Genomic DNA, 25,389 nt, shown 5'->3' with positions numbered 1-25,389 from the left:
AATTATATGAATAGTATGCGTGTCAATGTCATTTACCTCTGACGACGAGGCGGTAGGAGGCTGCATGGATTTTGATGTGGAACACGAATTGCTCACCCGTTTTCCTTCTCTGTTTGGTTTCAATGAAGGTGTTCCTGATGATGCCGTCTGGGGTATCGAGTGCGGCAATGGATGGAAATCGCTAATTGCCTCCATGTGCTACGCACTACAAAATCGAGCCAATCATACTGGGCGTCCTATCACCTTCAATTACATCAAACAGAAAATGGGTATTCTTCAGTGCACGCTCACTGGCTTTGATGAGTACACCCGAGGGGCAGTAGACGTTGCGTTCTGGATGTCCTATGTGACCTGTGAGATTTGTGGCGGGCAAGGTCGTATTGCGCCGGATAGGCAGGGATGGGTTCGAGTTCTATGCCCTGCCTGTAGATCAGCCAACCCAGGTTGATAAAACACTGCATGTCGAACTCAATAAATGCGGGAGAATACGTCTATGTTTTATACGCATCCAGCGCTTGAGCGATCTAGCTTGGGGACTGCCCCTGGCAGTGTTACCCAGGCGTGGAAGATTGTTACGCGAATCTCTATGACAGAATGGTTCTGGATTACACATCTGCAAGTGAATGAAAACGCTAGCTGTCCTGAGCCGAGAATGGTGCAAATCGATGATGGAAATGAATTTCAACGATTTGTTAACACCGCATGGTCGAATACTAGTATCGGTGAAATCTACTTGATGAGCCCTGTGAAGACCTCGGATGGAAGCCGAGTTCTGACATGGCGGTGCGAATTATTGCTGGAGATGAAGCGCTTTTCTCCTGGTGATGATGATCGCGCACGCTACTTTTATTTGACCGAGTTCGGCTCACGGTTTTCAGCGTCTCCGGATGGATGGTGGGCCGCAGATGGAGGAGAGCTGGTTTATCAGCATCCAGACATCTACAGAAAATCACAACTGATCACCGAGCGTCAGGTGGAGCGAAACGTTCGCTACGCAAAGCAGGCAATCAACTGGGCCTGCGAGCTTTTCTCTGGAGATCTCCGAGCCGCTGCGCAGTGGCTTCACAACCCTTTACCCGAACTGGGGAATCGTGCTCCGTGTGACATGGCTACCGCCGATGATGAGCGCTTGCTTGAGGGCGTCGTTAGCCGGCTTGAGCAATCGATGGCTGATGAGGTTAGCGTCCATGTTTGAGTGTCCAAATCTCCTGATGCCTAACAGGCCTGACCTTGTACAGAAGGTCAAAGAGTATCTCAATCAGTTCGACCCGCCTCATAAGATAGTGTATCTAAGGTCTTTGGTTTCAAGCCCGAGACTGTCGGACCACTTCGTCCGCCATCTGGATTCGAGAGACCTAGTCCTTGTCGCAGACAGCTTTCTTTCAGAGCACACAATGCTTGGTGATCACCCTCAGCGCAGCTATGGAGTATCGCTAGAGGCTTGGGCGGAGATGAAAGACAAGGTTGAATTGGTCGATGAATTCCACTTCATGGACACTACCGTGAGCAGAGTCCAGGTCTGGCCTTTCGATCCGTCTAAGTTGGATCTAGAGGCTATGAAAATTGCCGTGGCGCTCTCGATTACTGATTTGGAGTTGGACTATGAACCGCGGATCTGTGGCGCAGTGAGGGATCTGCTGATCGATTACCATATCGAACCATATTCTGGAGCCTAGGATTCCACAAGGAATGCGCATACCGCTTGCTGCGGAAGGGCCCATGGGTGTGCCGATCTCAGGTTGGTGTAGTGTGCCGGGTGGGCGACTCATTGAGCGCTGATAGTAGTCAGAAACGACTTGGAAAAGCTCTTCAGGCGCACTCTTGTACTGCTGGATTAAACCGGCAGGCGCGCCCGCACCTGAGCTGGAGGCTTTTGCTGAAGGCGAAAGTCAGAGGCGTTTGTAGGAGTCTGCGATGAAAATAATCGGACGAGTCGAAGTCGAGGCGGTTACGGACGTCATCTGCGATATTTGCCGTTGTTCCACCCGCTTGGATACTGGTGGGCATCAGTTCGGGACCCTACAGGCACACTGGGGTTGTGACACTGCCCATCATGGGGAGCGCTATGAACTGCACCTATGTGAGCATTGCTTCTTCCAAACATTGGCTTATCTCAAGCAGGAGCGACGAACTCAGCATCTGTTCAGCGAGGATGGCTTGGATCTCACCGACAATCTCGGTCTGGTCGCAAAGGATGATTTTGTCGGTGACGCCGAGAGCGGATAGTGGGCCTGTCCCGTCACACCGGAGGCCAAAAGCCGATACTTGAACCGTTTCTTGGGGGAGCACGGCCTAGCCCAGAGCTGGAACATGGAAATCCTGGCGATAAGGGTGATCTCGTCCGTTTGAAAATTCGGGAACACCATCGCCCTTTGATGATGGAGTTCGGAAGATGACTTGGTCGGATGGTTCCAAATGAACACCACGACGGAGGAGTACATTTGTACTCTATTCGTCTGTAGGTCCCGTAACATGGGGTTTATAGGCTTTTATAGACGATTATAGAGTGAATATAGATTCAGGCTTCTGCCTGCTCAGGACTGCCGAAAACACCGGCCGATCCTGGGCAGCATCCACATTTCGGGTGCCGCGATCTGCCCGCCCGCAGGTCATCCTTAAGGCAAACGAGGGGCGTAGTGTTATGCCAATAATGGGGCGGAGGTTTTGTCGAAGCGGTCGACCACCTCGTGTATCTGCGTAGCAAATTGCTCAAGACTGAGGAGATCAGCCACACCCACGGCTACGGGAATCACACCGTATAGGCAGTAGTAGAGTGAGGCGGCAACTTCGTCTGGGGTTCCTGCGCCGACCTTATAGTTCCAGTATTTTCGGCCTTCTTGGGGTTCTATGTAGTGATCCAGGGATGAGGCGGAAACGTGCCCGGCGTTGTCAGACAGAGCCTGATAAACGAAGTAAGAGCCCTCCAGAGGGCCAAGCGCCGCTAGCGCCTTCGGACTGATGAGGCTGAGCGACTTTTCGAGCTGATCTATCGCCGCCTGAAGGGCCTTCCGTGCCTCGGTGTCCGTGCTTTGAGTGTGAAGAGTTTGGTATCGATTGCGTCGGCTTTTCAAATGGTCATCCCTGAGCATCTGTATGAATGTGCCCTTGTCGCCGTCCATTGCAGAAACTGCAAGACTGACTTCGATCACTGATCGAGCCATAGAACGGCACTCGACAAACATCCCGCGCTCAGCCATCAGCAGTGCTCCCTGATAAAAGCCTGCTGCTCGCATAAGCAGCCGCACCAAAACGGCTTCTTCACTCATTGAGCTGGTGTGCACGTTATTCACCGCCTCTTGAGCAATCGCCATGATTAGGTGGTTCACGTCTCTGGCAAAGCCGAAAAGCTCATGGTTTGCTTGCAAGATGGCCGGTACTGCATCCTCAACCTCTGAGCTGAGGAAGCCGGCTTTCGGGAGTTCAAATTCCATAGAGTGAACCTAGTGATCAATGGCTACAACCAACCTTAACTCGAAATCCGCAGTTTGCGTTGGTCGGTATGTTACGGCTAGGCAAGTTATAATTCTGGTAAGGTTGAAAAAATCAGTTTTTTGATGTGTTGTACTTCTTTGCGGTAGCGTCCCCTGTAACACAAGTAATTTTTTGAGTGTCTTAGGATTTATCAGCACGTAGGTCTAGGCTAATTAGCAGTCCTTTTACAATGTCGTGGCAGTCCTTTTCGGGTATTTCTGTTGTTATGCTAATCAAGCCAGCGCTGTTTCTTTTAACTGTGCAACCTATGTCTTCAAAGTGGGTTACTACATCTGAGTAGAATGCCTCAAGCTTCTGCTCTAGCTCATCGGTGGAGAGTTCATCTCGCATTGGGTTAGCCGGGGTTGGGCCTTGGTAGTAGGGTAAGTAACTATAGGTTTTCATGTGCCATCATCGCTAGTTAGGTTATGGTCAACTCTATCTTAGCGTTTAGGTGGCTGCAATTATATTCATCTGCTCCGAGTATTTTCTGCTCGAAAAGTCATCCACACACAAATAGTGCTACCAACTTCAAAGGAGCCTTGCTCATGCTGCTTGACATTTCCGGTGGTATGTCGTAATGGCTATTTGCTATGCTTGGGGATAGCTGGGGATCGCGGAAGGGGGTTTGGCGAAGGTGCGAAGGTGTATCGCGGTACTGTAGGCACTCTCGGAATTAACCGCTCCAGCGGTAAGCTGCCTGACGGTTTTCGCGAAGCGCAAGCACCATCATGGCTCGGCTGCTGTAGGCTCTTACCAATAGAACTCGGCTGATAATCAGTACTGACATTCAGTCAGTAAATTAGCAAAATTATCATTTTTACATCTCAAAAGGACTAACAGATGAACAGCCACGTAGACCCCCTTGATAGAATCGAGGTTGATGCCACACATTTTTTCTATGATGCTCCCGGTACAAGGGGGACTGATCAGCAGTTGGCTCTTTATTACGATGAAACAAATAACTTTGGTAAGCTCAAGCTTTTAGAGAGCGGACTCAATGTTAGTAAGAGCGATAACTTTGTGCTGGGTGGTATAGTGCTGAAGCCAGGTCAGTCTGCTGGAGATGCACTTGAGTTAATGCGAAAGATTAGGGTGCAAGCAAGTGCTAAAGAAATTAAATTTGACATGGTCGCCCATGGGACGTTCGACAAGATACTCGGGTCCACTAAGCTAAACCACGTTCTCAACTGGCTGCTTGACCATGATCTTGGCATCCACTATACAAATTTGAACATTATAAGCTGGTTTACCTTAGATATAGTTGATTCAATTCTTGCTGAGGAGGAATTTTCCTCTTACTTCGTGATGCATCGCGAACTCAAAAATGAACTGCACCACATTGCCAGCAGGAATCTTCCTGACTTTTTAACGTTAATCCACAAATACAATTACCCGAATATCCAAAGAAGTGAGACCGTTAATTTCCTTAAAGATCTTTACTATTTCCTAGTGGCTAATTGGCCAGATATCGTTTTCCCGCCCACCAACGCACTGAAAGAAATCATTCTCAGAGCAAGAGTTGTCCCGGAGTTGTGCTTCCTGGAAGGGAATGAGTCAAATGTTTTAATCAAGGGGATTGACACGTTTTTCCTGTACCGCCTGTGCGCATTCAAGAATGCTAGCCACATTTTTGACGAAGAAAAAACAGTCAGGGAGAATATTGAGAGATATAAGGTTTTAAGTGTGGGTAGGGAGATTCCTTATCAATTTGTAGACTCAAAAGATCACTTTGAAATTCAACTGTCAGACGTGGTTGCGGGCTTTTTAGGGAAATACTTTTCTTTCATCGAAAAAACGCCAACCAATAGTCTAATTCATTTTAAAAACAACTTGAGCCAAGCTCAGCGTGATAATGTCACTGCCTTGAGGAAGCTGATTGAAAAGTCTGACGCCATCAGTAATGTCTTGCTTCATCGAGTAACAACTATGGATAGCGACAATAAGAGCGACTATTTTATTTTCGACACGGCTCTCTCTCCCCATCTGAAATCTACCAATCGATAAAAGTTTCACGAACGGAGAAAAATTGCCTCGGGCCTTTCCTCCGGCCAAAAAAATTTAAATATCATGGCAATAACTGATTGAAGATATATGTCCTCAGCACAATCGGTGAGATGTATAGTCCCAACTCGGTTAGAGCTGATATCAACGCGCAGTTGCTCATGGCCGAAAGTACGTGAGCGGCTGCTTTGGCTTGATAGCGGTCAGACGTGATCGTCTGCTTTCCGAAGCAGCCTTTCGTGGAGGTCCGAAAACGACCAGAAACGGTGCTCAGAGCCCTCAGCGCGTCGGTCGATCAGGCTGCCTCGACATATGAATAACGTTATTTCATGGTAAAAGCACTTGGCGAACACGCCCTGTGAGTAGCGCTACTGATAGAGCATATTAATATGAAATCGCCAAAGGTTGATGCCAAATAAAATTGCAGAACATAGTGCTGTGGCTTACAAAAAAATATAGTCGGGGTTATACATGCGACCAGAGAATATTGAGCTGATTCGGCACTCGGCGCTAAGAGCACTTGGTGTAGTTAAAGCTGCTGACGGCAATACAAGGGCGGATAAGCATTTTTTGTTTAACCGCAAACAGGTGATTACGAAGCGGAATCTACCATCTTATTATTTGGTTTATTTTTTGCTGGTTGATTTGCTGGGATTCAAGAATCTTGGCCGTTTTGAGAAAATAGCATGGTCCATTCCCATCGATTATCATGGTCAAGCATTTTTGCTTGAGCATGGGAAATTTGGGTTTGGTCTTTATGCTCATGATCCTGAAAGTGAGGGAGCTGCGGCAGAAGAAATTGCGACCCGCGTCCGTAAGGCTGTAAAAGCAGCGACACCATTTTTTGATTATATTGCCCGTCAGGCGGTAGAACGTTCTGAAGTGAACGTGGTTAACAATAGTATGCCGCTTTTATCCCGATTTGAATTCATGAGGGAAATCTACCAATCTAAGTGCGCTGAATTGGTAGCTCAGAGCGAGCTGCACGACCTGAAAATTAAGCAGAGAAACTTGCCATTGGGAGTGTGGAGTTTCGGGGGTACGTTTTCAAATATCAGACAAGAGACGAGCTGGTTAGCGATCTCTGCTATAGAGGCATTTTTCAGCTGGACTGAGCACGTGTTAATACATATAGCAATACTATCTGGTAGAGTCACATCGGCATGTGAAATCGCGGATTTGGCAGCGGCAGATTGGTCGCGAAAGTTTAAAGCTGTGTTCGATATGACAAATGAAAAAGAGAAGGCTCTTTTTGATAGTGCGCTTTCCATGCGGCAAGAGCTTAGGAATTATATAGCTCATGGCGCGTTTGGAAAAGGCGGCGAAGCTTTCTCATTTCACTCCTCGGCAGGCGCCGTCCCGGTATTGCTTCCCGAAAAAGCTGGAAGTAAAAGGTTTTCTATCGGTAGTAATCTGGAATTCAACTATGAGTTGGCGTTTGGTGTTGTTGATAATTTCGTCATGCTAATTTGGTCAGGTAAAAGAGCACCGGCACAGTTGTACATTCAAGGCAGCAACCTACCTGCAATTTTGACATTTTGCGCAGATGGAACCTACTCCCGTGCTATGACCTCACTAGAGGAAATGGAGAACTTGGTTGAATATCTTTCCAACATGGCTGAGCAAGCGGTAAACATGGACTGGTAGCGTTCGCTTCTGGCCGATTGAGGACCTTCGTAAGGCAGCTTTGGGTCGTTAGAGGTCATTCGCGATCGGCAGCTTCGCCCCATTCTGCATTTCGTGAAAGGCGGTTAACGGCTGCGGAGTCAACAGTAGACGCGCGGATGGCAATTTGCTATCTTGCCATCTACCTATATTCAAATTATTCATTTCCTATCCAAGCATAGAGTTTTGGAATTTTTTTTGGCACCACATACGCTATTAATTGATAGCTTCGATTAGACACGAATGGAATGCTAATGTGCGTTACGATAAAAAGAAATGGCTTCAACGAAGCGCCTCAAGAAGTGATATTACTGGTCAGGTAACTCATCTAACAAAAGGGACGGAAGATGAAGTCGCGATAGAGGTGCTGATAAAAATTCTGAGAGCGAGAGTTTTAATTGGCAGCACAACTGCTTCAGGCTTTATTGTTGGCAATACTCCAGCGGTTTGCTTTCAAGAGGCGCCTTTGTATTCAATCTGCCAAAACTGTCAATATGAAGCAAAGGACGCAGCAGAAAACGAAAGAGCAGCCAGATACACCGCCTACGGCTTGATGTTCCAGAAGGATTATATTTACAATGAAGGAGGGCGCCCAGTTCTCTATGAAAATACCAAATTTGCAAAAACCATTTTGCCAGAAGATCAATGGTGGCGAATTGTGAGTTTTAATCTATCCAATTCAGATGGCATTATTGACTGGACGCACGAGCGAGAGTGGCGCATGCCAAATAACTTTAGGTTTGATATAAGCAAGGCAACCATTATCGTGCCAAACCCTGAGGCCTATAAAAATTTTTACAAACTTTCAAAAATTGGCGGCGAGGATGTCGCAAGCGAAGTTCGTACGGTTATATCAGTTGGTGCGGTATTCCTTTAGTTTATTTTGCTAGCGCCGTTCAACTACAGGAATGTCAGTTGATGTACAGTTCCTCTCTAGACTCAACAAACTTGTCCGTCAGGGTATCAAGGCCTTGCCCATTCCAGCAGTCATAATCCCTCTAGCAGAGGTAGTCATCTACGTTCAGGTTGTCACTGGTTGCGATATTGGAGGAGCGTAATTGTAACTCCTTTGGGCTAGAGCTAATTTCCCGGCCAGCCACCGCTCAGGTGGTCATCGATATGTACCTGATGGCGAGGCTTACCTGCCTATGGATGGTGAAAGACTACCGTTTGCGATCCCCCATCGCAGTACTGCCCTACTTGCGGTTGACCTTACTCATCTCGCTGGGGCCGCTATTGTATCTCGTGGTCAAGGGGCACCAGGCATGAGTGGTGCCCTGGAGGGTTATCAGCATGAGTAACTTTTCAATGGCAGTAATGGTATTTGGCCGACCAAAAAGCATCTGGATATGCCAGAATTTGCGTTTGCACCCAACGTCCAAGGAAAGGTATGAGTTTTTTCGACCGATTGTTCGCGTTTCGACAGAACGAATTTCGGACGCCCCTAGAGGATTTTCTCACGGAGGTCTTTGCCGAGTGGCTACGTCAAGTGACGCTTGCTGGTCGAGTCCCAGAGGTGCTGACTGACCTCTTCAAACTGGCACCGGCCCAACTTGGAGATTTCAGCAATCTCAACTCAATTGTCTGGGAAACTCAGCACGTCATTGGTCCTGGCGATCACGGGGCGGAGGGTAAGCGCCCAGATTTGATTGGACGATGCTCTAATTTTTTTCTGATCATTGAGAGCAAAATCGCGGCTGGATTCACTCAATATCAAGATGAGCTAGGGCGAGTCGATCAACTGTCTATGTATCAGTCATACCGTAGAAGCCGGAAAGAGACGTTTGGTGGCCTTGTTCTGATTACGCACTCCACGTTGGCTCCATCAGACTGGACCCATCGAACGCTGCATTGGCGCGCTATTGAAAAGTACTTACACACCTTTACGGACCATAGCTCGTCGACGAGCGCACTGAACTACATAACTAAACAATTAAAAAAATTCCTTGGAGACAACGGCATGAACGGAACTCGTATCGAATTGTCAGATATTACCGCCTACCCCGCCTATCAAAGACTCACACAAGGCTTGTCAGAACTGGGTAGAGTCGCGGATAACTGCCTTAGAATCGAGCTTCAGAGGACACAACTGGAGAAGCTTAGAACCCCTCGCGGGGGTAGTGGTGGAGACTTCATCTGCCCTACTTTTTGTGGTTTGACGCTAACCAATGACGGTTTTAAGTGTCATGACGCTCAAATTATTCTGTGGAGTGGCACACTTGCTGGAAAAGTTTACGAATACATTGGTCCGTTCACCGCTGGAATTCCAGATCTCTCTGTCGGTATTGGCTTATGGTTCAATGAGGAAGTCCAAGAAGAAGCCCGTAGTTACCTATTAGCGTTGTGCGAGAAGCTCAATGCACAGCAGAACGGCACGTGGATGCTGGATATTCACTCACGCGATGGTAGGGGGCCGATTATTTTGCTGTCAACTCGTCGATCACTTATTGACTCGCATGTCCAAGCTGCCGGCGGCGACCTAGACGATATCGCCAATGAGTTTTTTTCAACTCACAGCAAATCACTTCTAATTGAGCTTTCATCGCCACTTTTGAGTACTGGGAAGATTGCTGATCAATTTCTCTTTGATATGGTAACTGCTGGTTGAATAACATTTGGATTTTTAGGCACTAAATGACAGTTTCTGGCCGGAAGCTGTCCTCTATGAGCGGCAACTTTGGGTCGTAAGCTGCCGTTCGCGAGTGGCCGCTTTCGACCCTTTGCAGCCGTTCGAGGTGTCTACGAAAACGAGGTCGATTCAGTTCCACATCTTTCGGGGGGCGCAGGACTCGTTCCTGGGACACCTGAGAATGAACTCACTGACGTCCGTGGAGGCGAGTTACCTGTGGTGACACCGAGTTTATGTCGCCAAGCTCCTTCACCATGTAAACCGCAGACGTCGGGCAGAGGCTGTTGAACTCCTCCGAACTGGAAATTGCCTTTGGGGCTTGGGATCGATCTCTCTGCTCATATCCCCGAGCCGCGAAGAAGTCGGGTGCTGTTGTGGTCAGCAGATGAAGGCTTTGGGCTCCGTCAGCTTCCGCTATTCGCTCAAGTGCTCTGAGCAGCAGGTTACCGATCCCTGACTTTCGCTGGGCCGGTACGACAACCAGTGAGCGAATCAGACGAGTCCGACCGCTTCCTTCAATGCCCCCGTATCCCAGCTCCGTTTCTCCCCGGTGAAAGGAATAGAACATTCGACCGGGCTGCAAAAGGTCTTGGATCGGCAAGCCCGCAGCAGTCAGATGCGCAGCTAGGCCTAGGATTTGATCGGTACCAAGCAATCGGACAGAGATATCAGACTGGTTCATTGGCGACTCTGGGGGTGGTATCGACGCCCAGTATAGGACCCAGAGCGCGGGCTTTTTCCAGTTTTATGACGTCCCGTAACGCGAGGCGATTGTAAATATCTGCTTTACCGAATATTCGAATAGTCATATATTCGGATTTCCAGATATTGGCCGTACGCGCATTCCCAGGAGGTCACATGCGAGAAATACTGACTCCCCCCATCGTTTTTAAATGCCTGGCTGATGACACCCGGGCCCGGATGACCCTGCTGATCGCCCGTGAAGGCGAACTCTGTGTCTGCGAACTTACCCATGCGCTGGAGCTGAGCCAGCCGAAGATCTCCCGGCATCTGGCCCAGTTGCGCGAGGCTGGAATCCTGATGGATCGCCGCAAGGGTCAGTGGGTGTACTACCGACTGCACCCCGAAGTGCCGCAGTGGGTGGACGCGATGCTGAAGGGAGTGGTCGATGCCAACCAGGAATGGTTGAGCCCCGATGCGTTGCGCCTTGCCGAAATGGGCGAGCGGCCGCAGAGCCCTGTTGCTTGTGCTTGAGACTTCCCTTCGCTGATTGAGTTGTAGTCATGCTGATCGCATTTTTGATTTTCCTGGTGACGATCGTTCTCGTCATCTGGCAGCCCAAAGGGCTGGGAGTGGGCTGGAGTGCCGCACTGGGGGCCGTCGTGGCGCTGCTGGCGGGCGTCGTGAGCCTTTCCGATATCCCCGTGGTCTGGCAGATCGTCTGGAACGCTACCGCCACTTTCATCGCCGTCATCATCATCAGCCTGCTGCTGGATGAGGCGGGGTTCTTCGAGTGGGCGGCATTGCACGTGGCCCGCTGGGGCAATGGCAGCAGCCGCAAGCTGTTCGCCTTCATCATCCTGCTGGGCGCCGCCGTCTCGGCGCTGTTCGCTAACGACGGTGCGGCACTGATCCTGACCCCGATCGTCATCGCCATGCTGCTGGCCCTGCGCTTCTCCCCGGCGGCGACGCTGGCATTCGTCATGGCGGCGGGCTTCATCGCCGATACCGCGAGCTTGCCGCTGGTGGTATCCAACCTGGTGAACATCGTCTCCGCCGACTACTTTGGCATTGGTTTCAGCGAGTACGCCTCGGTCATGGTGCCGGTGAACCTGGTCAGCATCGCCGCCACCCTGGGAATGCTGCTGTGGTTCTTCCGCAAGGACCTGCCGCGTACCTATGAACTCGACCAACTGAAGGCTCCCGAGGCCGCTATCCGCGACAAGGCGACGTTCGTTGCCGGCTGGTGGGTGCTTGCGCTGTTGCTTGTCGGCTTCTTCGCCATCGAGCCGCTGGGCGTTCCGATCAGCGCCATCGCTGCTGTCTGTGCGCTGATCCTCTACCTGATCGCCGCGCGCGGGCACGTGATTTCTACCCGCAAGGTGCTCAAGGACGCGCCTTGGCAGGTCGTGGTGTTCTCTCTTGGCATGTACCTTGTGGTCTATGGCCTGCGTAACGCCGGCCTCACCGACTACCTGACGCAGATCCTCAATGTCTTCGCCGGCTACGGGATCTGGGGCGCATCCCTCGGAACGGGGCTGCTCGCCGCTGGCCTGTCGTCGGTCATGAACAACATGCCCACTGTGCTGGTAGGGGCCTTGTCGATCCATTCCGCCGAGGCCACCGGCATCGTGCGCGAGGCCATGGTCTACGCCAACGTCATCGGTTGTGACCTCGGTCCGAAAATCACCCCCATCGGCAGCCTGGCCACCTTGCTGTGGCTGCACGTGCTGGCCCGCAAGAACATCGTCATCACCTGGGGTTACTACTTCCGCACCGGCATCGTCCTGACGCTGCCGATCCTGCTTGCCACCTTGGCCGCATTGGCCATCCGCTTGAGCTTTTGAACCGGAGATACCTGATGAAAGTCTTGTTCATGTGCACCCACAACAGCTGCCGCAGCATCCTGTCCGAGGCGCTGTTCAATCACCTGGCCCCCGAGGGTATGGAAGCTGTGAGTTCTGGCAGCTTCCCAAGCGGCAAGGTCAATGAGCGGGCACTGAAAACCTTGGAAGCCGCCGGTATCCCCACCGCTGGTCTTTCAAGCAAGGCCTCGGATGCCTTCGAGAGTTCTCCTCCCGACATCGTTGTCACCGTGTGCGACCGCGCTGCCGGCGAAGCCTGCCCGATCTTCTTCGGTCCATCGCTCAAAGCCCACTGGGGCCTGGCCGATCCTTCAGCGGTCACCGGGAGTGAGACAGAAATCGAAGAAGCCTTCCAGACCACACTTGCGAAGATCGATGAGCGCGTGCGCGCCTTCATTGCGCTGCCTTTCTCGCAACTGAGCCAGGACGAACTGAAAGCCGAACTTGCCCGAATCGGCGCGCTGTAGGCCCTGGATCAATGGAGACAGAAATGAACGACCACCTGCCAAATGTCCAACCAGAACTGATTGATCTGCCGTCGCTGGAGCGGCTGGCGCCGAAGGATCCTTCCACACACAAACCGCGCATCCTGTTGCTGTACGGATCGACCCGCGAGCGCTCATTCAGCCGCTTGATGGTCCAGGAAGCTGCGCGCCTGCTGGAAGAGTTCGGCGCTGAAACCCGTATCTTCGACCCTTCCGGCCTGCCGCTGCCGGATGACGCTCCGGACTCCCACGAGAAGGTGCTGGAACTCCGCGAGCTGATGCAATGGTCCGAGGGCCAAGTGTGGTGCTCCCCCGAGCGTCACGGCTCAATGAGTGCTGTCTTCAAAGCGCAGATCGATTGGGTACCGCTGGCCATAGGCGCCGTTCGCCCAACCCAGGGCAAGACCCTCGCGGTGATGCAGGTGTGTGGAGGCTCGCAGTCTTTTAACGTGGTGAACCAACTGCGCGTGCTTGGCCGCTGGATGCGTATGTTTACCATCCCGAACCAGTCGTCGGTGCCAAAAGCCTTCCTGGAGTTCGATGAAGCCGGACGCATGAAACCGTCGTCTTTCTACGATCGGCTGGTCGACGTGATGGAGGAACTGACCAAGTTCACGCTGCTGCTGCGTGATCGCCAGGATTACTTGGTAGACCGCTACTCCGAACGCAAAGAGTCGGCGGAAGAACTATCCAAGAGAGTCAATATTCGGTCTATTTGAGGTCATGAGCATGTCGCATCCTTACTCATTGAAATCCTTGCCCCATGCTCCGGGTGTACTGATTTTTACGCCTTGTCCGGGGACCCAGACCAGCGCTCTCGCTGAAAGCCTGGATACGCTCAAGCAGGCCGGTGCCGTAGCGCTTGTTACGCTGATGTCGGACGCAGAGCTTCAGGAAAACGGAGTTGCCCAGCTTGGCATCGCGGCCAAGCAGCATGGGTTGGAGTGGTTCCAGCTGCCGATCGAGGATGATCAGGCTCCTGATCAAAACTTCGAGGCTCGGCTGGGAGAGATTCGCCACCAGTTGGACGCTTTGCTCGCTTCCAACAAGGCCCTGGCAATCCACTGCAAGGGCGGCTCCGGCCGCACCGGGCTGTTCGCTGCCCGTCTGCTGATCGAATCCGGAATGCCGCGCCGCGAGGCGATCGCCTGGGTGCAGGAGCTTCGCCCTCGGGCGATTCAGAAGCCTGCGCACATCAACTACATCAAACAGTTCAGCGAAGACTGAGCGCTCCAGCCAGACAGGAGAAACCATGGCCACCGAAGGCGAACTACTCGATGTCATCGTGATTGGCGGCGGGCAGTCCGCGCTGACGGTGGCTTATTTTCTCAAGCGAGCCAAGCTGTCGTTCCTGTTGCTCGATGCCGAAGAGGCTGCGGGCGGGGCTTGGCGCCATGGCTGGGACTCGCTGACGTTGTTCTCGCCCTCCGCATGGAGCACGATCGCGGGCTGGCCGATGCCGCCAGTCACCGAAGGTAATCCCGATAGGGATCACGTGGTCAGCTATCTGGAGCAGTACGAGGCACGCTACGGGTTTTCTATCGCTCGTCCCGTCAGCGTCACGTCTGTGGAGCGGACCGGGCGTGGTCTTCGTGTACGCTCGAAGGACCGCGACTGGGAGGCTCGTGTCGTCATCAGCGCAACGGGGACCTGGAGCAACCCCTATGTTCCGGCTTATCCGGGGATAGAGCTGTTCCAGGGACAGCAGATTCACTCCGCCCATTATCAATCACCCGAGGCTTTCCAAGGAAAGCGCGTGCTGGTCGTTGGTGGTGGCAACTCGGGGGCGCAAATCTATGCGGAGCTGTCCGAGGTCGCCGACGCAACGTGGGTAACCACGGAGGAACCGGCGTTTCTGCCTGATGAGGTTGATGGCCGGGTGCTGTTCGAGCGGGCTACCGAGCGCCTCAAGGCTCAACAGGAGGGCCGTGTTATCGACGCACCGGTCGGTGGGCTTGGCGATATCGTCATGGTGCCCTCAGTGGTCCGGGCTCGCGAGCGCGGGGCCCTTCGTGCTGTAAGGCCTTTTACCTCATTCACGCCGGACGGGGTCGCTTGGCTCAACGGTGAGAAAACCCAGGTCGATGCTGTGGTCTGGTGTACTGGGTTCCGGCCGGCGCTGGATCATCTGAAGGCACTGGACGTGCTGGATGACAACGGTAGGGTCGAGGTTGATGGGGGGCACTCTATTCGCGAGCCGCGCCTCTGGCTGGTCGGATATGGCGACTGGACCGGCCTGGCCTCGGCGACGTTGATCGGCGTCACCCGTACCGCGCGCAGCACGGTCAACGAAGTAGTTGAACACCTGAACAGCTTGGAGCAGCCGGATGCATAGCGGAATCGATATTCGTGTCGCCAGACCAGAGGATGCAGAAGAGATCCAGATCATCTACGCGCCCATCGTGCTCAACACGGCTATCTCATTCGAAGAGGCAGTGCCGAGCGTGGAGCAAATGCGTGAGCGGATCTCCACGACGCTGCAAACCTACCCGTATCTGGTGGCTGTGCGAGAAGGACGAGTAGTCGGCTATGCCTACGCCAGTCAGCACCGCGCGCGTGCGGCGTACCGGTGGGCGGTGGATGTGACGGTGTATGTCGCTGAAGGGCAACGCCGCAGCGGGATTGCTCGCCAACTCTATGACGTGCTGCTGCCGGTTCTGAAGCGTCTGGGATATCGCTCGGCGTATGCCGGCATTGCCTTGCCGAATGAAGGCAGTGTCGGGCTGCACGAGCGACTCGGCTTCCAGCACATCGGTACGTTTCCGCAGGTCGGATTCAAGCTCGGTGCTTGGCATGATGTGGGGTATTGGCGGTTTGATTTCAGTGATGAAGGCCTTCACCCCGAGGCTCCATTAAGCTTCCTATCCCAAATCCCAATGCCACGTTAGAGGGTCCCAGTGAGTTTAGCTGTCTTCCGCGAAAGGCAGCTATGGGTCGACAGCGGCCAGTCGCACATGACCGCTTTCGACCCATGCCTCTCCCGAAGAGCAGCAATCGGCAAGCAGTAGCCGTTGGCAAATGGGCTGCTCTCGACCGAAGCTGCTCATCGGCGCCAATATAGTGGTCTGCTTCCGATTGTGATGCAGGCTTCAAATCTTCTACGATTCAGGGCCGGAATAACGTTGGCGAGCATCAACAGTCGGCTGATGATCTGGAGTCTTGGGGAGGCTCAATGAACGAGCAGAGTGAAGATCTGTGTATCTGCGACCAGTGTGTGGAGGAGCCGTTCCTTTCCAGCCAGATTGCAACCACAGGCGAGATCGCGGTGTGCTCCTATTGTGAGAGCGAAGCTAAGTGCTGGACGATCGAACAACTGGCGGATCGGGTTGAGCAAGCATTCGCCGAACATTACGTTCGCACATCCAATGAGCCGGATGATTGGCAGCAAAGCCTACTGCGGGATAAAGAGTCGGATTACGATTGGGAACGAAACGGTGAGCCCGTTCACGACGCTATCGAATGCGCAGCCCGCATACCCGACGAGGCTGTTGCAGATGTACTGGAGATTCTCGGTGAACGACACTCTGATTTCGACACAGCGGCCATGGGAGACGAGTGCGAGTTTGATACTGATTCATACTATGAGCAGAGGGATACAAGCGACGCTACCTGGCAGTACAAGTGGCGGCTTTTCGAGAGAACGCTGAAAACTGAGGCCAGGTACTTTTCTCGTGCAGCTACAGATCATCTCGCAGCTGTTTTCGGGAAAATAGATCAGCTCGGTACCTTAGATGGCAAGCCTTTGATTGTGGACGCTGGCCCCGGTAAGTCGATTGCGATTCTTTTCAGAGCACGAGTATTCCAGTCGGAGGCGCCACTTAAGGAGGCACTATGCCGTCCCGATCTCCATCTGGGTTCTCCCCCCGCACGCGCTGCGGCGGCGGGCAGAATGAATGCGCGAGGTATCTCGGTATTTTATGGTGCCACCTCACCAGGTGTTGCGCTCGCTGAGGTTCGGCCGCCAGTGGGTAGCAAGGTTGCGCTGGCTACGTTCAGAATCATCCGTCCTCTGCGCCTTCTGGATCTTTCCGCGCTTGAAAATGCGTCTGACGGTGGGAGCGTATTCGACCCAACGCTGCTCCAGCGGCTGGAGCGCGTTTCCTTCCTACAATCGCTAGGCCGCAAGATGACGCGGCCGGTGATGCCTGATGACCAGGAGTTCGACTACCTGTCCACTCAAGCGGTGGCTGATTTCTTAGCGACCGAAAACGATCCAACGTTGGATGGCATCATCTTCAATTCGACACAGTCTGAAGAGGGGGACAACATCGTATTGTTCCACAAGGCGTCTCGCGTGATGAGCATGGATCTACCAGTAGGCGTCAAGCTGAGTGCCCACACAATGAGTTTCGACAGTGACGGTTCGTACCCCGACTATTGCGTGCGGGAGGCGGCCCCAATTCTGGACGAGGCTGAGGCTGCACCGGCGCCAAGTCATTGGGCTATGACACTTCATCATATCCGTGAGGATGAGGATGTGCGCGAGGGGACGCTAGACGTCATCCCAACCTCGGTTGAAGTTCATCATGTTAAAAGAGTGAAGGTGGAATGTGATCCGCACAAGGTAGAGCGTTATCGTCATGATCTGGGTAAGTACGACACTTTCTGAGCGGTATACGACAGTGCGGCGCCAGCAGTATTCAGCAAGCAGCTACTAGCGACCGGCTGCTTCTGGCGATTGCTGCCCTTAGTGAGCGTCCACTATGAGTCGTACAACGACGTTCATACCTCGACCGTCGCTGTACGCTTTTTCACACATCCTGGGTCGAAAGCAGCCCATGTGGCTGGCAGCTTTTGGCCGATATCTGCCGTTTGACTGGCATCGGGTAGATCAGCCGCCTTCACCCCTTGGCTAAAGTCGCGATGCGGTCTACGTCCCACTGTGCCCGCACGCGGAATTGGCATAGAGCGCATATCGCCCCATAGCAGCCATTGTAGAATAGTAAATCTCGGCCCCAAATGAATTAGCACGTACCTAACGTTCTAAATCGGCCCAGTCTTTAATAGAGGGTTTGAGGTTTGCAGACTCTAGAGCTTCTTCAATAATAGTGAACTGGGTATATGAATTGTTGCCTCTCGACAAATCCCGCTGAAGACCAAAATTTTTGCATACTAGAACATACTCCAATGTATTAACTGGACGAGCGGGAATAATCGGATACGGAGGCGCAGCAACTTTATTTGGCGTTTTAAGTATAGTCATGTCGTTTGGCCTGCTTCGAAACTGAAAATATGCCATTTCACAGGACCAAACTCGATGAGCCAAGTGGCATTGTCCATCATGCTCTGAAGTGCTTTTCAGTTCCCCAGCTCGGAGGACTTGATCTTCATGCCAGAGAGTCAGCGCATTTGATTTCAAAGTTCTCCCTCGATCCCAGAAAGTTACGAATATAAATTTCTTGCCAATATCAATTCCTAGAGCGCCAGTGTATACGCAATGGACTAGGTCGAAATGATTTTCCGGGGTCAACGAGTCGAGGATAAACACGCTCCCGAATGGTGACGGATCAGTAGATCCACCGTTAGCCCAATTATGGTACAAGGTGCGAAATACACTTACATGATAACCGAATCCATTCAAATCAATTATGGTTTTTGATTTTGGATCTTTGATATCATCTTTAAGGGTTGAGTCTCTGGCTAGAAGCCCTACGTGAATTTTTAGCGCCCATAAATAAACTTCTTCGCTTTTCAAAATTCCTTGAGATATTCTGGTTTCGATTTCCGAAAACTTTGTATTGTGCGTGCCTTTAGCAGGAACCACTGCATGTCGGTACTGTAAAAAAGAATTATTTGGGAGCTTGAACGTTTCTTTTCCAAGCTTCATTCTCTGTTGAAGCCAGACTGGCACCACATGTTCTTTGGTGTCAGGATCTTCTCCGCTAAACAGGCACTGCATAAGTAATTCCCTATATGAATTTAGAGCCCCTTACAGTTTCAGGGCGCGACCATCTTGGCTGTCGTCTTCAATGCTCGAAGTGCACGCCGGCAGAATCCGTAGCGATTCGGGCTTTGGAGAAGTGACCATCCATGAACGTAGAGCTAACCGGCATTTTATGCTTCTGTTGCTTCAGAGGGGCTTTTGGTGTTGGCGCCATTCCTTTTTAGCGATGTCTTTGTAATTTTCGTGTGTCGCCAGCTATCTGATTTTGGTTGGTGTGTCGAAACATGAAAATCAACTGGAAATAGAGCGCAAAGAGCTTTGATTCTTTGACGAATATCTGATCCTGACATCGAATTTGCATTTCTCGCGAAGACGGAGACATAGAATGCTGCCCAAATGGCAGCGGCATGATCGAAATCAATGTCTTCTGCTGGAGCAACAACAGAGCGCATGCCTTTGTTCGTTTCAGCCAAGCTGATAGTAAATAATTCATTTCCGAGTTCGCACGCTGAGAAAAAGACTCTCCTTAGCTGTAGATAGCCTTTCAATATTTTTGCGAACTCCACATAGGAAAGATTCTCGTTCGTTGTGGCCACGATGTCGGAGGAAGCGTGGCAAGAGACGTGGAGATAGCGGTAATCAGAAATTTTAAATAGCTTGAGCAGGTGAGGCAGTTCATCCTTCGACTGAAAGTAATAATACTTGGGATTCTTGCCGCTTAGCCTTAGAAGCTCGGCAAGCCGCTGGCCTTCGTAGCGATGTTTAGCCTCATCCGTCTTTGTTAAACTTTCGATAATGAATACATCTGCGATGGTCAAAATGCTCTCCTGAAGCCTAACAGGGTTCACACATACACAGGCGTGCGTATAAAAAATAATATTTTTGACGCTGACTTCGCAACCACAAGCGCATGAATTTCACCACTCTTGCATCTTACCTGCAAGTATACCGGAAAACTGTCGTAAGCAATGTCTGCTCTGTGAAAGAGCTAGCCCAATGGCCGTTCCTCGCCCTTAGCAGACCTCCGGTTTCTGAGGTTTCACTGAGCTTTGGCCCGTACAAGGCCTAGTGTATTGGAACAGTCGGTGCCAAGGAGGCACCGACTTTTTTCGCTAAGAATTAGTATTCCCAAAAAATGCGCTGTAGCTCTTTGCTATCTTGGGTTTTGGTCATCGCCACCATCGCCAGAATCCGCGCCTTTTGCGGATTTAGGTCATGGGCCACGACCCAGTCATACTTATCGTCCGGCTGCTCGGCATTGCGCAGCACGAAACCACCTTGATTCACGTGCGACGAGCGAATGATCTGTACGCCGTTCTTATGCAGCTCTTGTAATGCCGGCACTACCCGAGACGACACTGAGCCATTCCCTGTCCCTGCATGGATTATCGCCTTGGCGCCGCTCTGCGCCAGCGCCTTGTAGGCGGTGTCGCTGACGTTGCCGTAGCTATAGGCGATGTCCACTTGGGGTAGGGCGCTGATTTGCTTGATGTCGAACTCCGACTGCATGGTATGCCGCTTGGCCGGCTGGCGGAACCAGTACGACTTGCCTTCCACCACCATGCCCATCGGACCCCATGCGCTCTTGAAGGCTTCGGTCTTGATGTTGACCGACTTGCTCACGTCACGCCCGGACTGGATCTCGTCGTTCATGGTGACCAGTACACCCTTGCCACGCGACTGCTTGTCGCTGGCCACGGCCACGGCGTTGTAAAGGTTGAGCATGCCATCGGCGGACATTGCGGTGCCTGGGCGCATCGAGCCGACCACCACGATCGGCTTGTCGGTTTTCTCTACTAGGTTGAGGAAGTAGGCGGTCTCTTCCAGGGTGTCGGTGCCGTGGGTGATGACGATGCCATCCACGTCGCTGCTGTCGGCCAGCTCAGAGACGCGCTTAGCAAGCTTTAACAAGTCATCATTCGTAATACTCTCGGACGCGATCTGCATCACCTGTTCCCCACGGACGTTGGCAAGGTCCGCAAGCTCCGGCACACCAGCAATGAGCTTGTCGACACCAAGCTTAGCGGCCTGGTAGGTGGCGCTGTTAGCAGCGCTTGCACCGGCACCGGCAATGGTGCCGCCAGTCGCGAGAATGACCACGTTGGCCAGTTTCTGTTGAGTTTCGGCTTCTTTAGCAGAAGCGACGGCCGGCAGGATAAGCAGCAGCGCCATTGCGCTGGGTGCGAAGGTTTTCAAAGCAGCATTCATTGTTTTTTCTCTCTTCCTGATGAGATTGGTTGCTGTGTCGCGCCTACTCCAAGGCAGATTTCGTACCAGAGGCTGCCTTGCGCGACAGAATTGTAGACGACCCCCTTCTCGCGGCAGTTTCCCCAAGGCTGGAGCAGCTTAGCGTGCTTTTCATAGTCGGATCTTCGAACATTGAGGTGGGAGTATGTTCGGTTTTCCGGGGGAAGAGCGGGGATTTCGGTAGCGGCAGCGCGTAAGGAGGCTTGTTCAGGAAGGCGCCGTATTTGGCTAAATGAAATTTATCGCGAATGGAGAACCTGAGTCTTCACACTAGCCGTAGGCGGCTACGTCTAGAGTAAACCTAGGTGCAGTAAGGCCGCAAAACGACTACCATCTCGATTTAAATTCACCCAATAGGAACGATGTCAATGTCTAGACTTGCCGAATTTAGAGAACTTGAGCGGAACTTGGCCGCTCAGCTGGCAGAATTGGAAAATCTGAAGAATGACGCCGGCCTGAAGAAAGAAATCGAATTTGAGAAAAAACTGCGTGCACTGCTTGAGAGCTATGGCTACAGCCTGCGCGACGTGGTCAACGTTCTAGACCCTCAAGCAGCTCGTCGTACTCCCGGTGTAAAGGCGCCGAAGGCTACCCAGCGTAAGGCCAGAGAGGTCAAGGTATACAAGAATCCTCATAATGGTGAGGTAATCGAGACGAAGGGCGGCAACCACCGCCTTCTGAAGCAGTGGAAGCAAGAGCACGGCAGCGACGTCGTTGAATCTTGGGTTAAACGCTGAACGTCAACGATATGGCGAGCAGAAATAGAATGAACGTGCGCGAGTAATCTCTTGAGACTCGTCCGCCCTGGATGATTTACGCCTAGCGGGTAGCTAACAACTATTCGCTAGGCGTGACCTACCATTTTTCTGATCGCGAGCCAGACCTGCCCGATTTCTGTTGTTGCTTATCAAATAACATTAATTTGGCCAGTATGTTGTCAGCCTTACAAGCCCGAGCATTTTACGTGCCAGTTTTGTGCTCTAGATCCTACTCATAAGTTTAAGTGGCATAATGCGTGATTCTGGAGATCACGATCTTGCCTATTACTGCACGGAATGCATTATTTGCTATGCGGTTAGTGTCTTGGTGAGGGGTTTATTTGGTTTTGTTGGGTATTGTAAAAAAATGCATCATGGTCGCTAGTTCTTACATAATATGATCAATTTATTTCTCTTGTGAAATTCATATTTACATATGCATTTAGTGAGCCAGAAAGTAATCCTCTGGCTCAATATTTTTTCATTGTAATTTCTTGCCTTGATCCTCTCGGTTGTATAAATTCAAGTCCTTTGGTATGAGGTGTTGGTGTGGGAACTATTCATTCAAGATTCATTTGGATGCAGTTTAGCGTCTGGGTGAGAGAATAGATTTTTCGCAGAAGGAGATACCTCAAGGCCTAATCGCCAATCGGGTTGCTAAATTTATAAAAGGATGACTAATGCGCGTACCTATTTACCCTAGGGATGTAGAATCCAGTAGAAGGGGGTTTAATTCCATAAAAAAGGTAATTAAAAAGAACTGGCCTGGTTTAGAGCCAATTTTACTCTCGCATGCTGCGCAGACTTTGGCCATTTGCTTCGGTTATCAAAGTATTCATGAGATACATAAGGAGGTTGATAGAGCGCATTTGTTAAAGCTGCCGCCGCTGGAAGATACTTGGGCTCAAAGCCTGCGTGTCGTAATGAAGGCGCTTAGGATAGAAGTCCCTGTAAGTGATGCAGAGTTGAGTAAGTTGGTCGAGTTTGTACGCTCCTGGCCTCTCAAGTATTTGACAGCTTACCAAGAGGCATACAGTAAAGAAGAGTACGACGTCGCCAGGTCTAATGCTGGCTTGGATTGGGCGGCTGAAATCAATACGCCTGAATCCTAGAGGGGACACCTCTAAGATTTAAGGTCGCGCTTATGCCTAATTGGCAGGGCGCGATTCATGAGATATTCGATTCAATACGCCGCGCAATTAAAGTCTATCATTTCCAGTGCGAAATCCTCACCTGAATGAATCAAGGACGAATGTGCAGAATTTGCACATTGCTATATCGGATTTAGTCTTCGCAGACAGAGCATAAGCATCTGCGAATTGTGCCGTACGATTTGGTCAAACGCTACTTATGTGGCGCGTCCGCATTTCACTCATCTCCTGCGCCATAAGCAGCAAGCCTTGACATGTCCACAATGTACTCAGCTCTGGGCTCAGCTCAGCAGCAGTCGCCACGCGATACATAAGTGCCCATCTACCAAGTCCCCTTTACAACTTCGAACTCTGAAACAATCCTAATTCGTGGCTTGCACGGAATCTGGAGTTCTAGGCCAGTTCATGGAATGCATGGTGAAGCTTCCGCGAGGACTAACGAAGCTGGCTGCGTGCTGTTTTGAAGCTATCCATGCGAAGCAAGCTGACAATCGCCTGAAGTAGCTTGGACATCGCTTGCCGCCTGCGTGGGTGGGGGAGGAGAAACCTTTCAGCAATCTGGAAAAGCCCTCCGAGACCGATGCACGCGCTTCGCTGCTATTAGGTCGGATAAAGACTCTCACATCATCCGATGTCGTGCGACAGCTATGGTCCCGCGAGTGGGCTTTCGGGTTCTGGCTCCCAACCAGGCCCTTACCCAGCGTCTCCATTGCTTTGTTTGGTACCGCTGACCTGATTGACTCAGCGTGCTCTCATCAGCTCGCCAGTGGTCCATATCGCTACTGTTCCAAATAGAGATCGGTCTCCAGTGTTCAGAGATCGGATGTCGCACTCAGGCAATACCCGATTTGGGGGCTTGCGCGCACATCTTCACTCAATCCCAGAGAGAAAGCTAAATGAGAATGCCCTTCCAAACAGAGTAATTTGTATGCGAGCACAGTAGTTGTCCGCGTTGTTACAATTTTTTTGAGATTTTTTCTAGGCGATTTTTGTCAAGTGATATTGACGTACTGGCAGAAGTCGCGGCAGTGAAAAATACTTTGACATTTAAATCCCTTGTGAATGAATTGGTTAAGATTTTGTCAGTGTTTATGAGATTAACCATTCATAAAATTTTGTGACATGTTTGCAGTTTTCTTATGGAGTGACAGTTTGATGGTTTGGCCGCAGTACTAGACAGTGCCTTCCGGACATGTTTCCATTTTTGCAGTCGAAGAAAACGAGCTTGATAAAAATGGCAGTCGTGAGATTCGTTAACTACAAGCCGGCAGATGTCTATGTGCAAAATGGGGTGGTCATTGAGGTTCCACATAGAGCTGGGCTTGGAAAAGCTGCAAGCGATGTAACCATCAAAGGTTTTCCTCAGGTGTATTGGTCTAATGGAAGCGTTTGGGAAGTGGCAAGCTTTTGGCTCTCAACCTTTTTTTCTCAGGTAATGCGTGGAGCTATGAGCATTGATACGTTAGTTGGCCTGGCCTATTGCCTATCGCACTATATGAACTTCTTGGAAAGGGAAGGTCTTCATTGGCTGGCCTTTCCGTTCTCGCAAAATAGGCGGTGCGTTTTTCAGTATCAACTGGAATTGCAGGGGGAGTTGAAAAAGGGGAATTTGTCATTCACTTCTGGTAAGGCACGGCTTAAAGCTGTCATTAGGTTCTATCGGGCTCTTGCGGATTACCTGTTGGTTTCTCAGCCTATAAGTGTGTTTGAAGGGTTAAGTCTCGAAGATAGGATCGCAAATATTGCAGGTTTAGAACGGACTCTAGCTGTGAGCAACGAGCAACTTAAGCTAAGGGGCAATAGAAATATAATGGGGCGCGTTGAGGATGGCTTGCTACCTGTGAACTTTGAGACTCAAAAGCTGATTTTGAAAATTGCCTATGAGAGCGCTTCTCCTGAGGTATATTTGATGCTTGTGCTCGGTTTCTACACCGGAATGCGATTGGGCACAATTTGTGATTTGAAGTTGTTAACTTTTAGGCATGCTAGAGCGTCGGAGGATGGCGGATTTTATTACCTGTCTGTCGGTCCTTCGGTGAGTTACGCCCCTGTGGCTACCAAGTTCGGGGTCAATGGCGAAGTCCCAATTCCTGCGTTCTTATATGAGATGGTTCGCTCGTATACGAAATGTTCCCGACGCTTGCGACGGCTTTCAAAGGCAATTGATGCAGATAAGCAGTTAGTGTTTTTGAATAAAAATGGGAAGTCTTACTGCCGGAAAGGGCAGGGGAGCAGTAGCACCGTCAATAACGAAATCTTAAAGATTAGGAGAATCGCACGCAGTCAGGCTTATGAGCTTTCATTTAAGTTTCATCAATCGAGAGCGACTTTCGGTACAGATTTTGTTCTGTGTAATTTAGATAAGCCTGGTGTCGGCCTGAGGTCCGTCATAGGGACGCTGAAGGATGTGATGCTACACAAGTCAGAGAAAGCCACTATGACTTATATTCGCTTTGTTCAGGATCATAAGGCTAAAGCTAAATGGGCTGATGAGTTTTTCCGACGAAGTGTTGAGCTGAGAGAGAAGTGGTAGTGCGGGTTGCGAGACA

At 51.2% G+C, this 25,389-nt stretch carries 24 protein-coding genes; 19 read left to right on the top strand and 5 right to left on the bottom strand.

Features of this window, described 5'->3' with window-relative positions:
• Positions 1-64: 64 nt before the first annotated feature.
• From ACK1VC_RS09255 to ACK1VC_RS09240, 4 genes are all read left to right on the top strand, one after another.
• Entirely contained in the window at positions 65-448 is a 384-nt protein-coding gene (locus tag ACK1VC_RS09255; RefSeq protein WP_084738495.1) for a hypothetical protein, read from the top strand.
• A 138-nt stretch (positions 449-586) separates the two neighbouring features.
• Positions 587-1,195, top strand: coding sequence for an MbcA/ParS/Xre antitoxin family protein (locus tag ACK1VC_RS09250; protein WP_165605170.1), 609 nt, complete (start codon positions 587-589; stop codon positions 1,193-1,195).
• Positions 1,188-1,676 carry a hypothetical protein gene (locus ACK1VC_RS09245; RefSeq protein WP_165605169.1) on the top strand — a complete coding sequence of 163 codons (489 nt, stop codon included), beginning with the start codon at positions 1,188-1,190 and terminating at the stop codon, positions 1,674-1,676. The genes ACK1VC_RS09250 and ACK1VC_RS09245 overlap by 8 nt, the downstream gene beginning before the upstream one ends.
• A 238-nt stretch (positions 1,677-1,914) precedes the next feature.
• On the top strand, positions 1,915-2,226 hold the full coding sequence (locus ACK1VC_RS09240) for a hypothetical protein (RefSeq protein ID WP_061203987.1): 312 nt from the start codon (positions 1,915-1,917) through the stop codon (positions 2,224-2,226).
• Between the two features lie 413 nt (positions 2,227-2,639).
• Here the strand turns inward: ACK1VC_RS09240 and ACK1VC_RS09235 are convergent, their stop codons facing one another.
• The gene (locus tag ACK1VC_RS09235; RefSeq protein ID WP_061203986.1) at positions 2,640-3,431 is read right to left on the bottom strand and encodes a DUF5677 domain-containing protein; all 792 of its coding nucleotides are present in this window, start codon (positions 3,429-3,431) and stop codon (positions 2,640-2,642) included.
• A gap of 883 nt (positions 3,432-4,314) precedes the next feature.
• Here ACK1VC_RS09235 and ACK1VC_RS09230 point away from each other — a divergent pair.
• From ACK1VC_RS09230 to ACK1VC_RS09215, 4 genes are all read left to right on the top strand, one after another.
• Complete coding sequence (locus ACK1VC_RS09230) at positions 4,315-5,478, top strand: DUF3800 domain-containing protein (protein WP_449117945.1); 1,164 nt, start codon at positions 4,315-4,317, stop codon at positions 5,476-5,478.
• 468 nt (positions 5,479-5,946) lie between these two features.
• Entirely contained in the window at positions 5,947-7,122 is a 1,176-nt protein-coding gene (locus tag ACK1VC_RS09225; RefSeq protein WP_181073756.1) for a hypothetical protein, read from the top strand.
• Between the two features lie 274 nt (positions 7,123-7,396).
• Positions 7,397-8,017: a DUF2971 domain-containing protein gene (locus ACK1VC_RS09220; RefSeq protein ID WP_131812298.1), complete on the top strand. Its 621-nt coding sequence runs from the start codon at positions 7,397-7,399 to the stop codon at positions 8,015-8,017.
• A 513-nt stretch (positions 8,018-8,530) separates the two neighbouring features.
• The gene (locus ACK1VC_RS09215; protein ID WP_197884535.1) at positions 8,531-9,748 is read left to right on the top strand and encodes a hypothetical protein; all 1,218 of its coding nucleotides are present in this window, start codon (positions 8,531-8,533) and stop codon (positions 9,746-9,748) included.
• A 208-nt stretch (positions 9,749-9,956) separates the two neighbouring features.
• Here the strand turns inward: ACK1VC_RS09215 and arsN2 are convergent, their stop codons facing one another.
• The gene (gene arsN2, locus ACK1VC_RS09210) at positions 9,957-10,451 is read right to left on the bottom strand and encodes an arsenic resistance N-acetyltransferase ArsN2 (protein WP_061203982.1); all 495 of its coding nucleotides are present in this window, start codon (positions 10,449-10,451) and stop codon (positions 9,957-9,959) included.
• Between the two features lie 176 nt (positions 10,452-10,627).
• Here arsN2 and ACK1VC_RS09205 point away from each other — a divergent pair, with 176 nt between their 5' ends.
• The 8 genes from ACK1VC_RS09205 (at position 10,628) to ACK1VC_RS09170 (ending at position 17,409) form a co-directional block, all read left to right on the top strand.
• Positions 10,628-10,984, top strand: coding sequence for a metalloregulator ArsR/SmtB family transcription factor (locus ACK1VC_RS09205; protein WP_049586833.1), 357 nt, complete (start codon positions 10,628-10,630; stop codon positions 10,982-10,984).
• Positions 10,985-11,013: 29 nt separating this feature from the next.
• Positions 11,014-12,297, top strand: coding sequence for an arsenic transporter (locus ACK1VC_RS09200; RefSeq protein ID WP_061203981.1), 1,284 nt, complete (start codon positions 11,014-11,016; stop codon positions 12,295-12,297).
• A 14-nt stretch (positions 12,298-12,311) separates the two neighbouring features.
• Entirely contained in the window at positions 12,312-12,782 is a 471-nt protein-coding gene (locus tag ACK1VC_RS09195; RefSeq protein ID WP_027917259.1) for an arsenate reductase ArsC, read from the top strand.
• Between the two features lie 23 nt (positions 12,783-12,805).
• The gene (gene arsH / locus ACK1VC_RS09190) at positions 12,806-13,519 is read left to right on the top strand and encodes an arsenical resistance protein ArsH (protein WP_027917258.1); all 714 of its coding nucleotides are present in this window, start codon (positions 12,806-12,808) and stop codon (positions 13,517-13,519) included.
• A gap of 4 nt (positions 13,520-13,523) precedes the next feature.
• The gene (locus tag ACK1VC_RS09185) at positions 13,524-14,027 is read left to right on the top strand and encodes a cyclin-dependent kinase inhibitor 3 family protein (RefSeq protein ID WP_084738493.1); all 504 of its coding nucleotides are present in this window, start codon (positions 13,524-13,526) and stop codon (positions 14,025-14,027) included.
• 25 nt (positions 14,028-14,052) lie between these two features.
• A complete protein-coding gene (locus ACK1VC_RS09180) occupies positions 14,053-15,135 on the top strand; it encodes an ArsO family NAD(P)H-dependent flavin-containing monooxygenase (protein ID WP_061203980.1) in 1,083 nt (360 codons plus the stop codon).
• Positions 15,128-15,688, top strand: a complete 561-nt coding sequence (locus tag ACK1VC_RS09175) for an arsinothricin resistance N-acetyltransferase ArsN1 family B (RefSeq protein WP_061203979.1) — start codon at positions 15,128-15,130, stop codon at positions 15,686-15,688. The genes ACK1VC_RS09180 and ACK1VC_RS09175 overlap by 8 nt, the downstream gene beginning before the upstream one ends.
• A 284-nt stretch (positions 15,689-15,972) precedes the next feature.
• Positions 15,973-17,409, top strand: coding sequence for an RES family NAD+ phosphorylase (locus tag ACK1VC_RS09170; protein WP_181073900.1), 1,437 nt, complete (start codon positions 15,973-15,975; stop codon positions 17,407-17,409).
• Positions 17,410-17,775: 366 nt separating this feature from the next.
• Here the strand turns inward: ACK1VC_RS09170 and ACK1VC_RS09165 are convergent, their stop codons facing one another.
• The 3 genes from ACK1VC_RS09165 to ACK1VC_RS09155 all read right to left on the bottom strand — a co-directional run bounded on the left by ACK1VC_RS09165 (position 17,776) and on the right by ACK1VC_RS09155 (position 20,892).
• Entirely contained in the window at positions 17,776-18,699 is a 924-nt protein-coding gene (locus tag ACK1VC_RS09165; RefSeq protein WP_131812297.1) for a hypothetical protein, read from the bottom strand.
• 155 nt (positions 18,700-18,854) lie between these two features.
• Positions 18,855-19,502 carry a hypothetical protein gene (locus tag ACK1VC_RS09160; RefSeq protein ID WP_131812296.1) on the bottom strand — a complete coding sequence of 216 codons (648 nt, stop codon included), beginning with the start codon at positions 19,500-19,502 and terminating at the stop codon, positions 18,855-18,857.
• 301 nt (positions 19,503-19,803) lie between these two features.
• A complete protein-coding gene (locus tag ACK1VC_RS09155; RefSeq protein ID WP_061203976.1) occupies positions 19,804-20,892 on the bottom strand; it encodes an asparaginase in 1,089 nt (362 codons plus the stop codon).
• 407 nt (positions 20,893-21,299) lie between these two features.
• Here ACK1VC_RS09155 and ACK1VC_RS09150 point away from each other — a divergent pair, with 407 nt between their 5' ends.
• The 3 genes from ACK1VC_RS09150 to ACK1VC_RS09140 all read left to right on the top strand — a co-directional run bounded on the left by ACK1VC_RS09150 (position 21,300) and on the right by ACK1VC_RS09140 (position 25,373).
• Positions 21,300-21,668: a histone-like nucleoid-structuring protein, MvaT/MvaU family gene (locus tag ACK1VC_RS09150; RefSeq protein ID WP_061203975.1), complete on the top strand. Its 369-nt coding sequence runs from the start codon at positions 21,300-21,302 to the stop codon at positions 21,666-21,668.
• Between the two features lie 701 nt (positions 21,669-22,369).
• Positions 22,370-22,801 carry a hypothetical protein gene (locus tag ACK1VC_RS09145; RefSeq protein WP_061203974.1) on the top strand — a complete coding sequence of 144 codons (432 nt, stop codon included), beginning with the start codon at positions 22,370-22,372 and terminating at the stop codon, positions 22,799-22,801.
• A 1,231-nt stretch (positions 22,802-24,032) separates the two neighbouring features.
• Positions 24,033-25,373, top strand: a complete 1,341-nt coding sequence (locus ACK1VC_RS09140) for a site-specific integrase (protein ID WP_122983539.1) — start codon at positions 24,033-24,035, stop codon at positions 25,371-25,373.
• The last annotated feature ends 16 nt before the right edge of the window (positions 25,374-25,389 follow it).

Source organism: Pseudomonas sp. XP2 (assembly GCF_053557975.1).
This window is presented reverse-complemented; position numbering and strand designations above follow the sequence as displayed.